The organism is Aeromonas sp. R5-3, from assembly GCF_040908225.1.
GTDB classification, from domain to species: Bacteria; Pseudomonadota; Gammaproteobacteria; order Enterobacterales; family Aeromonadaceae; genus Aeromonas; species Aeromonas dhakensis.
The window spans coordinates 157567-168474 of sequence record NZ_JBFODH010000015.1 but is presented as its reverse complement, the minus strand read 5'-3'; the positions used below and the strand labels follow the sequence as shown (position 1 = coordinate 168474).

At 60.7% G+C, this 10908-nt stretch carries 11 protein-coding genes and 1 rRNA gene; 4 read left to right on the top strand and 8 right to left on the bottom strand.

Going from position 1 to position 10908, the window contains the following annotated elements:
- The first annotated feature begins 58 nt into the window (after nt 1-58).
- The 3 genes from rrf to AB5Y95_RS07380 all read left to right on the top strand — a co-directional run bounded on the left by rrf (nt 59) and on the right by AB5Y95_RS07380 (nt 4087).
- A 5S ribosomal RNA gene (gene rrf / locus AB5Y95_RS07390) occupies nt 59-173 on the top strand.
- Between the two features lie 296 nt (nt 174-469).
- Nucleotides 470-787, top strand: coding sequence for a PTS system regulator TmaR (tmaR, locus tag AB5Y95_RS07385; protein ID WP_215270114.1), 318 nt, complete (start codon nt 470-472; stop codon nt 785-787).
- 216 nt (nt 788-1003) lie between these two features.
- Nucleotides 1004-4087, top strand: coding sequence for a transglycosylase domain-containing protein (locus tag AB5Y95_RS07380; RefSeq protein WP_368160284.1), 3084 nt, complete (start codon nt 1004-1006; stop codon nt 4085-4087).
- An 85-nt stretch (nt 4088-4172) separates the two neighbouring features.
- Here AB5Y95_RS07380 and yjgA read toward each other — a convergent pair whose 3' ends face one another.
- On the bottom strand, nt 4173-4697 hold the full coding sequence (gene yjgA, locus AB5Y95_RS07375; protein WP_010635921.1) for a ribosome biogenesis factor YjgA: 525 nt from the start codon (nt 4695-4697) through the stop codon (nt 4173-4175).
- A 113-nt stretch (nt 4698-4810) separates the two neighbouring features.
- Here yjgA and pmbA point away from each other — a divergent pair, with 113 nt between their 5' ends.
- Complete coding sequence (gene pmbA, locus AB5Y95_RS07370) at nt 4811-6154, top strand: metalloprotease PmbA (RefSeq protein WP_139725712.1); 1344 nt, start codon at nt 4811-4813, stop codon at nt 6152-6154.
- An 86-nt stretch (nt 6155-6240) separates the two neighbouring features.
- Here pmbA and murA read toward each other — a convergent pair whose 3' ends face one another.
- The 7 genes from murA to mlaF are packed head-to-tail and all read right to left on the bottom strand — an operon-like array spanning nt 6241 to nt 10761.
- On the bottom strand, nt 6241-7497 hold the full coding sequence (gene murA / locus AB5Y95_RS07365) for a UDP-N-acetylglucosamine 1-carboxyvinyltransferase (protein WP_010635923.1): 1257 nt from the start codon (nt 7495-7497) through the stop codon (nt 6241-6243).
- A gap of 17 nt (nt 7498-7514) precedes the next feature.
- Nucleotides 7515-7772 (bottom strand): BolA family iron metabolism protein IbaG, encoded by a 258-nt coding sequence (ibaG, locus tag AB5Y95_RS07360; RefSeq protein ID WP_005306001.1) that lies wholly within the window; start codon nt 7770-7772, stop codon nt 7515-7517.
- Complete coding sequence (locus AB5Y95_RS07355) at nt 7772-8044, bottom strand: lipid asymmetry maintenance protein MlaB (protein WP_005305991.1); 273 nt, start codon at nt 8042-8044, stop codon at nt 7772-7774. Before AB5Y95_RS07355 ends, ibaG begins: the two co-directional genes overlap by 1 nt.
- Nucleotides 8041-8673 carry a phospholipid-binding protein MlaC gene (gene mlaC, locus AB5Y95_RS07350; RefSeq protein ID WP_017409367.1) on the bottom strand — a complete coding sequence of 211 codons (633 nt, stop codon included), beginning with the start codon at nt 8671-8673 and terminating at the stop codon, nt 8041-8043. The genes AB5Y95_RS07355 and mlaC overlap by 4 nt, the downstream gene beginning before the upstream one ends.
- A gap of 9 nt (nt 8674-8682) precedes the next feature.
- A complete protein-coding gene (mlaD, locus tag AB5Y95_RS07345; RefSeq protein ID WP_368160281.1) occupies nt 8683-9174 on the bottom strand; it encodes an outer membrane lipid asymmetry maintenance protein MlaD in 492 nt (163 codons plus the stop codon).
- Nucleotides 9175-9181: 7 nt separating this feature from the next.
- Entirely contained in the window at nt 9182-9961 is a 780-nt protein-coding gene (mlaE, locus tag AB5Y95_RS07340; RefSeq protein ID WP_005305981.1) for a lipid asymmetry maintenance ABC transporter permease subunit MlaE, read from the bottom strand.
- Nucleotides 9961-10761 (bottom strand): phospholipid ABC transporter ATP-binding protein MlaF, encoded by an 801-nt coding sequence (mlaF, locus tag AB5Y95_RS07335; RefSeq protein WP_005305979.1) that lies wholly within the window; start codon nt 10759-10761, stop codon nt 9961-9963. Before mlaF ends, mlaE begins: the two co-directional genes overlap by 1 nt.
- Between the last annotated feature and the right edge of the window lie 147 nt (nt 10762-10908).

Sequence of the window (10908 nt, the reverse complement as noted above, 5' to 3'; positions counted from 1 at the left end):
CTTGTAGCAGATACCGAGAACGAATAACTAAATCAGCTTTTTCAGATTGAAGATTTTGCCTGGCGGCAATAGCGCAGTGGAACCACCTGACCCCATGCCGAACTCAGAAGTGAAACGCTGTAGCGCCGATGGTAGTGTGGCATTCGCCATGCGAGAGTAGGACACTGCCAGGCACCCAATTGAAGAAGCCCGCTCATCTGAGCGGGCTTTTTTTATTGCCTGAAATTCAGCTTGATTCATATTTGACCGCGGTTCTTCGATGCATGCTCAGTGCCTGCCTCACGGATTATTCTCCACTCGGATCTCCTCTGCCGAAACCCGGCGCCAGAGCTGCGATTAGGGTTGTATCTGCTTCATAACCCGGTAGAGTAAAGGGCATCTTGGGTTGGCCCGTACTCTCTCATGCTCGTTTCCCTGGTACGGATGCAACTTGGCCTGCTTTTATCAACCTTACGTCAGTGGTATCGATATGGAACAAGTAAACAAGTCCACCTTCAGCGATGTACTGGAATATGTGCGTATGTCCCGTCGTCAGAACAAGCTCAAGCGTGAAATCGCAGACAATGAGAAGAAGATCCGTGACAACCAGAAGCGGGTGCTGCTGCTCGACAACCTGAGCGATTACATCAAGCCTGGCATGAGCATCGATGAGGTTCAGGCCATCATCGCCAACATGCGCGCCGACTATGAGGAGCGGGTGGATGATCACATCATCAAAAACGCCGAGCTCTCCAAGGAGCGTAAAGACCTGAGCACCAAGCTCAAGGCGATGAGCTCCAGCAAGTAAGCTCGCTCATTATTTACTCAAAACACCGGCCTATGGCCGGTGTTTTGCTTTCTGTCATCAGCTCGGATCTCTCGCCGCTCTGCAACAATCGGCTCCCCTTTTCATGATCGCCCTGTTACCATCACTACAAAGCGGTCAATAGATTTCAAGCCATTGACTTGAAAAGACTAAGCTTGAGTGAAACACAATAAATTGCGCAACCATGGTGGGGCTGATATGGGCGCATCAGAACAGACGGATTTGAACAAAGTGGCATATCAGGATTCATCTGTCCCAAGCGCGGACGGGAAGTACAAGCGCAAGCGTCGTCCCTGGTGGCGCTGGCTGTTCTGCTTTCTCTTTTTGCTGTGCCTGGCCGCCGTGATTGCTCTGGTGGGCTATGAGATGCAGACATCGCGCCTGCAGTCGCAGGAGATCTCCCGCTATGCCGCCAAGCTGACCTATCAGGTCGAGCCCGGTCTCAGCAAGCAGATTGCCTTCCCCGAGGATGGCCCTTTCGACAAGCGGCTGGGTTATGTGCTGCTGCCCATGATGCAGGAGCGTCTGCTGCAGCGCGGCTATCAGGTCAGCGAGCAGGTGCATTTCTCCGATGCCTTGTATGACTACGCCAGCCGCGGCTTCTTCGTCCCCTATACCGAGAAGGTCCAGGCCGGCCTGACCCTGCATGATTGCCGGGCGGAACCCTTCTATCAGTTCAAGTATCCGACCCACTATTATCCGGACTTTGCCTCCATCCCGCCGCTGGTAATCCAGTCGCTGCTGTTCATCGAGAACCGCGATCTGCTCAGCAATGAACATCCGCTGGCCAACCCGGCCGTGGACTGGCCCCGTTTTGCCAAGGCGGCCATGTCCCAGGTGGGCAAGGCGCTCGATATGCAGGATCAGTCGGCTGGCGGCAGTACCCTGGCGACCCAGGTCGAGAAGTATCGCCACTCGCCGGATGGCCTGACGCTCTCCCCCACCGAGAAGATCCGCCAGATGGCGTCCGCCAGCGTACGGGCTTACCGGCTTGGGCCGGAGACCCTGGAGGCGCGCAAGCTGGTTGCCTGGGCCTATCTCAACTCGGTGCCACTCTCGGCGGCCCCCGGTTATGGCGAGGTGCACGGTCTGGGTGATGGCCTCTGGGTCTGGTTCGGTGCCAATGTTGACGAGGTGAACCGGCTGCTGGATCCCGCTCGCAACCAGGATGCCTCGCTGGCGGAGCAGGGGCTGGCACTGCGTCAGGTAGTCTCGTTGATGATTGCCCATCGCCGCCCCTCCTATTACCTGGCTCAGGGACGAGAGGCTCTGGCCACTCTGACCGACAGCTATCTGCGTTTGTTCGTGCAGGAAGGGATGATCACGCCGCCGCTGATGGAGGCTGCGCTGAAGGCCAAGATCACCTTCCGTGATTTCCTGCAGTCCCCCGCGGTGACCAAGGTCAACAACAACAAGGGGTTGCAGGTTGCCCGTACCCGTCTCAGCCGTCAGCTCGGGGTGCAGCTCTACGATCTGGACCGGCTCGATCTGACGGCCGACACCAGCCTCAACATGCCGCTGCAAAACGAGGTTTCCCATTACCTGCAACAGTTGGCTGATCCGACGTTTGCCGCTCAGGTCGGCCTGTTTGGTGAGCGCCTGCTCTCGCCGGAGAAGACAGGGGATGTGAAGTACAGCTTCACCCTGTTCGAGAAATCGCCGCAGGGCTTCAAGGTGCGGGTGCAGACCGACAACACGGATCAGCCGTTCGACATCAACGAGGGCAGCAAGCTGGAGTTGGGCTCTACCGCCAAGCTGCGGGTGCTGACCACCTATCTGGAGATCGTCTCCGAGCTGCACGACAGTTATGCCGGCATGTCGGCCGAGAGCCTGCGCAAGATTGAGGTGTCGGATCAGGACAACATCAGCCGCTGGGCCGTCTCTTACCTGATGACTGCCAAGGACAAGAGCCTGCCCCTGATGCTGGAGGCTGCGCTGGATCGCAAGTATTCCGCCAGCCCGAACGAAGGGTTCTTCACCGGTGGCGGCATGCACACCTTCAACAACTTCCGGCGCGAAGACAACGGCCGCATTCTGGCCATTCGCGATGCCCTGCGTGAGTCCATCAACCTGCCGTTCGTACGCTTGATGCGCGATATCGTTCGCTACAGCCTCTATCGGGAGGGCAACCGCGCCCAGTTGCTCAAGGATGACAAGGATCCGCGCCGCACCGAATATCTGGCCAAGTTTGCAGACAAGGAGGGACAGACCTATCTGCTGCGCTTCTGGCGCAAATACCGTGGCAAGACTCCAGAGGAGCAGCTCGACACCTTCCTGGATGGTCTCAAGCCCAGCGCGGTGCGCCTTGCCGCCGTACACCGCTACCTGATGCCGGATGCCTCGCAGGAGACCTTCGCGGCCTTCCTGGCCAAGCGCCTGCCGCGGGAGAAACTGAGCGAGCGGCGCATCGAACAGCTCTACACCAGCTATGGTCCTGGCAAGTATTCGCTGCCGGATCAGGGCTATATCGCCCGGGTACACCCGCTGGAGCTGTGGCTGCTCTCCTATCTCAAGGAGTTTGACAAGGCGACCTTCGCCGATGCCGTCGAGGCGAGCCGGGACGAGCGGCAGGAGGTCTACAGCTGGCTATTCAAGACCCGGCACCGCAGCGCCCGCGACAGCCGGATCCGCACCATGCTGGAGGTCGAGGCCTTCCTCGATATCCATCAGCGCTGGGCCAGACTGGGCTATCCGTTCGATCACCTGGTGCCGTCGCTGGCGACCGCGCTGGGCAGCTCGGGCGACCGTCCTGCCGCGTTGGCCGAGCTGATGGGGATCATCCAGAATGGCGGCATCCGCGCGCCGACCCTGCGTATCGAGCACCTCTCGTTTGCCAAGGGCACGCCGTTCGAGACAGAGTTCACGCCGGCGCAGACCGAGGGGACCCGGGTATTGCCGGTCGAAGTGGCCACCGCCCTGCGCAACGCGTTGTCGAAGGTGGTGGAAGGGGGCACCGCCAGGCGCATCGCCGGTGCCTTCGCCCTGCCGGACGGCACAGTGCTGCAGATGGGAGGCAAGACGGGGACCGGTGACAACCGGATCGAGACGGTGGGCCGCTACGGCAACGTGACCAGCTCGCTGGCCCGCAACCGGACCGCCACCTTCGTCTTCTACATCGGGGATGATCACTTCGGCACCCTGACGGCCTATGTGCCCGGCAGCCAGTCCGACAAGTTCCGCTTCACCTCGGCCCTGCCGGTACAGGTGCTCAAGGGGATGGCTCCGCTGCTGATGCCCTATCTGCAACCGGAAACCCACACCCAGTGCGTAGCAGGTAACTGACGCATCACGCCATGAAAAACGGGGCCGTATAGGCCCCGTTTCATTTTATGCTGACCGCCACCTGGCGGCGAAGGTGAGTCATCACTTACAGCAAATCTTCTATCTCGCCGCGCAGATACTGGTACATCTCGCGATAGGCCACCGGCGGCTTGTTCAGCTCCCGCTCCTTGTTTGCGGTGCGGATCAGCTGGCGCAGCTTCTGGCGGTCCAGCTCGTGGAACTGGGACATCAGCTCGTTGAGGGCGCTGTCGCCTTCGTTGATCAGCCGCTCGCGCCACTGTTCCAGCCGGTGCAGGCGGGCGTTGACGGTGGAGTGGCGATTCTTGATGATGGAGAGCGCCTCGACGATGGGCTCCACATCGCGGCTGCGCATCAACCGGCCGATGAACTGCAGGTGGCGGCGGAAAGACTCGTCCTTCTTCGGCTTGAGCTTGCGGCCCAGTTCGACCGCTTCGGCCAGCTCTTCATCCAGCGGGATCTTCTCCAGTTCGCTGTGGCTGAGGGAGACGATCTCTTCCCCCATCTTCTGCAGCGCCTCGGCATCACGCTTGAGCTGGCTCTTGCTGGGGCCCCAGTCTTCCCACTCGTTGTCGTCTTGATATTGACTCATCGGTCTCTTGATTCCTGTCATTCACGTTTGGCGGATATGTTACCAGCTTCTCCCGCTGGGCGCAGGGGTCTGATATGCTTAGCCCCTTTCCTTCCTTCATACAGATGTGAGTTATGGATCAGCAAGACCAAATCCGCCAGGATCAAGCCCATCTCGAGGCCGTGGTTGCCGAGGCCCTGGATATCGCCAAGGGGCTGGGCGCCTCGCTGGCCGAAGTCTCCATCAGCAAACAGACCGGGCTGTCGGTCAACACCCGCGGTTGTGAACTGGAAAGCATCGAATTCAACAAGGATGGCGCGCTCGGCATCGCCGTCTATCGCGATGGCTGCAAGGGCTCCTCGTCCACCACGGATCTGAGCCCGTCGGCCATTCGCGCCGCCGTGGAAGCGGCCATGGAGATTGCCCGCCATACCTCCCCTGACGAGTGCGCCGGTCTGGCAGATGCAGATCTGCTGGCCTGGAACGCCCCGGATCTGCAGCTGTGCCACCCGGTCGCGCTGGATCCCCAATATGGCATCGAGCTGGCCACCGAGTGCGAACGGTTGGCGTTGGGGCGCGATGCCCGCATCAAGCACTCCGACGGTGCCGGTTTCTCCAGCCACCTCGGCATCAAGGTCTATGGCAACAGTCACGGCTTCGTCAAAGGCTATGCCGCCTCGCGCAACTCCCTGAGCTGCGTGCTGATCGGCGAGCAGGATGGCGACATGCAGCGCGATTACGGCTACTCCTCCAGCCGTACCCTGGAGGGGCTCTGGAGCCCGCAGCGCATTGCCGATGAGGCGGTGGAGCGCACCGTCTCCCGCCTCGGTGCCCGCAAGATCGCCACCCGCCATGCACCCGTCCTGTTCCATCCCGATACCGCGGCCGGGCTCTGGGGCCATCTGGTGATGGCCATCAGCGGCGGCAACCTCTACCGCAAGTCGAGCTTCCTGCTGGAGAAGCTGGGCAAGCAGATCCTGCCCGAATGGCTCACCATCCAGGAGTTCCCCCACCTGCTGGGGGGGCTCGCCAGTACCCCGTTCGATGGGGAAGGGGTGCTTACCCGCGACATGGACATAGTGCGCAATGGCGAGCTGATGAGCTGGCTGCTTACCTCCTACTCCGCCCGCAAGCTGGGGCTGACCAGCACAGGCCACGCCGGCGGCATCCACAACTGGCAGGTCTCCAGCACAGGTCAGGATTTCAATGGCATGCTCAAGGAGATGGGCACCGGCCTGCTGGTGACCGAGCTGATGGGGCAGGGGGTCAACATCGTCAATGGCGACTACTCCCGCGGCGCCGCCGGTTTCTGGGTGGAGAACGGCGAGATAGCCTATCCGGTCGAGGAGATCACCATCGCCGGCAATCTGGCCGAGATGTTCAGCCATATCGTGGCGGTGGGCAGCGACGAAGATGAGCGCTCCAGCCTCAAGACAGGCTCTGTGCTGGTCGAGAACATGAAGCTGGCCGGCCACTGATCCCGGCATCAGCGGATTGCAGCCATGAAAAAGGCCCCTCGCTGTGCGAGGGGCCTTTTTGTATCGGCTTTGCTCAGGGGCAGCAATCAGCCCTTGATGCGCTCGATGCGGCCGCCGAGGCCTTGCAGCTTCTGCTCGATGTCTTCGTAGCCACGGTCGATGTGGTAGATGCGATCGACTATGGTGGAGCCTTCGGCCACGAAGCCGGCCAGCACCAGACTGGCGGAGGCGCGCAGGTCGGTTGCCATCACCTGGGCACCCTTGAGCTGCTCGGTGTCGCGGCAGATGGCCACGTTGCCCTGCAGTTCGATGTCGGCGCCCATCCGTACCAGCTCGGGCACGTGCATGAAGCGGTTCTCGAAGATGGTCTCGGTGACCATGCCGGTGCCCTTGGCCACCGCGTTCAGCACGGTGAACTGGGCCTGCATGTCGGTCGGGAAGGCCGGGTAGGGAGCGGTCTTGATGGTGACCGGTTTGAGGGTGCGACCGGTCATGTCGAGGGTGATCCAGTCTTCACCCTTCTCAATCAGGGCGCCAGCTTCTTCCAGCTTGACCAGAACCGCTTCCAGCAGGGTCGGGTCGGTCTTGCGGCAGGTGATCTTGCCGCCGGTGACCGCGGCGCCCACCAGGAAGGTACCGGTTTCGATACGGTCAGGCTGGACGCTGTAACTGCCACCGTGCAGACGCTCGACACCGTCGATGATCAGGGTGTCGGTGCCAGCGCCCTGGATCTTGGCGCCCAGCGCGTTGAGGAAGTTGGCCAGATCGACCACTTCCGGCTCGCGCGCAGCGTTTTCGATCACGGTACGGCCGTCAGCCAGGGTGGCGGCCATCATCAGGTTTTCGGTGCCGGTGACGGAGACCATGTCCATCAGGATGTGGGCACCCTTCAGGCGACCGTCGACGCGGGCCTTGATGTAACCCTCTTCGATGACGATCTTGGCGCCCATCAGCTCCAGACCGTGCACGTGCAGGTTGACCGGACGGGCTCCGATGGCGCAGCCGCCGGGCAGGGAGACGTCAGCCGCGCCAAAACGGGCGGCCAGCGGGCCCAGCGCCAGGATGGAGGCGCGCATGGTCTTCACCAGCTCGTAGGGGGCGACGTGGTTGTTCACGGCCCCGGTCAGTACGGTCACGTTGCCGTTCACCTTGGTGGTGGCGCCCAGCATCTCCAGCAGCTTGATGGTGGTCCCCACGTCTTTCAGACGCGGTACGTTGGAGAGGTGGATCTCCTCGTCACACAGCAGGGTGGCGAACAGGATCGGCAGAGCGGCGTTCTTGGCGCCAGAGATGGTCACTTCGCCGTTGAGAGTACAACGACCATCGATCTTGAATTTGTCCATTTACGTTTGATACCAAATCAGGAGGGCAGTAGAAATTTACGTTCGCGTTTCCACTCGGCATCGGTAAAGGCCTTGATGGAGAGTGCGTGAATGGCGTTGCTGGCGATCTTGTCCATCAGCGGGGCATAGATGGCCTGCTGCTTCTTGACCCGGCTCATGCCGTCAAACATGTCACCGACGGCGATCACTTGGTAGTGACTGCCATCCCCTTTGACATGGACTTCGGACAATGGCAGAGCCTCGAGGAGTATCGCTTCAATTTCAGAGACTTGCATTATGCGTCCTCAGTTGTGAGCGGGGTTGATTGAAACAATCCGGCCACCCCGTAGAGGTTGGCCAGGGTATAGAAATCAGCGGAGGCGCCCACCAGTTGCGGTGTGGCGCCTCGTGCCAGAGCGGCTTTGGCCCATTTGACCAGCAGGGCCAGCCCGGCGGAATCCAGCGTGGTCACGTCGCCGAGCTCGAGCAGGTCCTCCTGCCACCAGTCAGCCCGCCGTTGCCACAGCTCAATCACCTGAGCCGCCTGCAGCTCGCCGCTCAGTCTCATGACTTGAGCACCAGCGGCTTGGCATTGTGGGCGCGCAGCTGGGCGATCACCGCATCGATGCCGTTCTGGCGAATGAGGCCACCCAGCTCGTTCTGTTTGGCAGAGAGCAGGCTGATCCCCTCGGCGACCATGTCGAAGGCTTTCCATTCGCCGGTCTTGTTGTTCTTGCGCAGCTTGAACTCGAGGAAGATGTCCGGCTTGCCGGCCTCTTTCACGCTGACGTTGACGGCGGTGATGTTGCTGTCACCAGCGGCCTTGCCCGGCTCGACCTTGACGGTCTGCTTGTCGAAATGAGCCAGGGCGTCGGCGTAGGAGCTCACCATGTACTCGGTGAACACCTCGACGAAGGCGTCACGCTGGGCCGGGGTGGTCTGCTTGATCTGGTTGCCGAGCACCTTGTAGGCGGCGAAGCGGTTGTCCACGTAGGGCAGCAGCTCTTCGCGGATGATCACCCGCAGGTGATCCGGATTGCTCTTCACCTGGGCCTGATCTGCCTTCAGGCGGGCGAAGGTCTGCTTGGCCGCCTGATCCACCAGAGCATAGGGGTCGGTGGCATCGGTGGCTTGTGCGGTCAGGGAAAACAGCATGCTGGTCATCAGGCCCAGCAACAGGGCGATCTTCTTGAACATGGTTACTCCTTACTTGCTGTCTGACTTGGTGTCGGAAGACTGGCTGTAGAGGAACTTGCCAATCAGGTCTTCCAGCACAATGGCGGATTTGGTGTCTTCAATAATGTCGCCATCCTTGAGCATGCTGGTGCCCATCTCCTCATCGGTAAAACCGGGTACCAGGCCGATGTACTGCTCACCCAGCAGGCCTGAGGTCAGGATGGAGAGGGTGCTGGTCTCGGAGAACTCGCCGGCGCTCTTCTGCATCTGCAGGGAGACGACCGGAACCTGGCTCTTGGCGTCCAGGCTGATGTCGCTGACCCGACCGACCACCACGCCGCCCACCTTGACCGGAGAGCGTACTTTCAGGCCGCCGATATTATCGAAATGGGCGCGCAGGGTATAGGTTTCTCCTTCCGGTTTGAAACTCAAACCGGCCACTTGTAGTGCCAATGCCAGAATGGCACCGATGCCGGCCAGCATGAAGGTGCCAACCAGGAATTCTACTTTGCTGAACTTCATCTTTACCTTATCCAAACATGACTGCGGTGAGTATAAAATCCAGGCCGAGCACGGCCAGGGAGGAGTGGACCACGGTGCGGGTTGTGGCCTGACTGATCCCGGCCGATGTCGGCTTGGCATCATAACCGTTAAAGAGCGCAATCCAGGTGACCACCAGGGCGAAGATCAGGCTCTTGATGGCGCCCTGCATGATGTCATCCTGCCAGTCGACGGAGGCCTGCATGGCGGACCAGAAGCCCCCCTCATCGACCCCCAGCCAGTCCACCCCGACCAGCTTGCCGCCGAAGATGCCAATCAGGCTGAACATGAAGGCCAGCAGCGGCATGCTGATGACCCCGGCCCAGAAGCGCGGCGCCACCACCCGACGCAGCGGATCTACCGCCATCATCTCGAGGCTCGAAAGCTGCTCGGTGGCCTTCATCAGACCGATCTCGGCGGTGAGGGCGGAGCCCGCACGACCTGCAAACAGCAGGGCGGTCACTACCGGACCCAGCTCCCGCAGCAGGGAGAGGGAGACCAGCGGGCCCAGGCTCTGCTCGGCACCAAAGTCCTTCAGGACGTTGTAGCCCTGCAGCGAGAGCACCATGCCGATGAACAGGCCCGACACCAGAATGATGGCGACCGACTGCACCCCGACCACATAGAGCTGCTGTACCAGCAGCGGAAAGTGCTTGCGCGGCGCGGGTTTGCCCGCCAACGCGTGAAACAACATGATGGTGGCGCGGCCGATGGCGCTGATGAATCGCACCCCGCTTCGCCCCAGTTTGCTTACCTGGCTTGTCAACATCAGAGATCCTGTAGCAGCTCGCCTGCCGGAAAATGAAACGGAACAGGACCGTCGGGCAGTCCCTTCAGGAACTGCTCGACCTCGGGATTGTGCTCCTCGCGCAGCTGGGCCGGCGTACCGTGCGCCACCACCTTGCGGTTGGCGATGATATAGGCGTAGTCGGCGATGCTCAGCACCTCCTTCACGTCGTGGGTGACGATGACGGAGGTGATACCGAGTGCATCGTTCATATCCTTGATGAGCTTCACCAGCACCGCCATGGTGATGGGATCCTGGCCGACGAATGGCTCGTCATACATGATGAGGTCCGGATCCAGCGCGATGGAACGGGCCAGCGCCGCGCGTCTGGCCATGCCGCCGGAGAGCTCGGAGGGCATCAGCTTTGCTGCGCCGCGCAGACCCACCGCCTGCAGCTTCATCATGACGATGGTGTGGATCAGCTCTTCGGGCAAGCCGGAGTGCTCGCGCAGCGGGAAGGCCACGTTGTCGTATACCGTCATGCCGGTAAACAGGGCGCCGCTCTGAAACAGCATGCTCATCCGCTTGCGCACTTCGTACAGGCGCGAGCGGGAGAGGGTGGGGATATCTTCCCCGTCAAACAGGATATGACCGGACTCGGGCTTGAGCTGGCCGCCGATCAACCGCAGCAAGGTGGTCTTGCCGATGCCGCTGGGGCCCATGACCGCAGTGACCTTGCCACGGGGAATGGTCAGGTTTATCCCGTCGTATAACAGCCGATCTCCGTGACTGAAGGTCAGGTCGGAGATGGTGATCAGGTCATCGTTCAAACAATTGTCCATCCGGTGTAAATGAAGAGCGAATTTTATGGGCTAGTCTAGGTCTAAGCAACAGCAAGGAACAACTATTGAACAGTCTGCCCATCCAGACGCGCGACAGTTTTTTGTAACCAATTGTCTCTCTTTTACGCCCAAGAAGTATCCGATTCG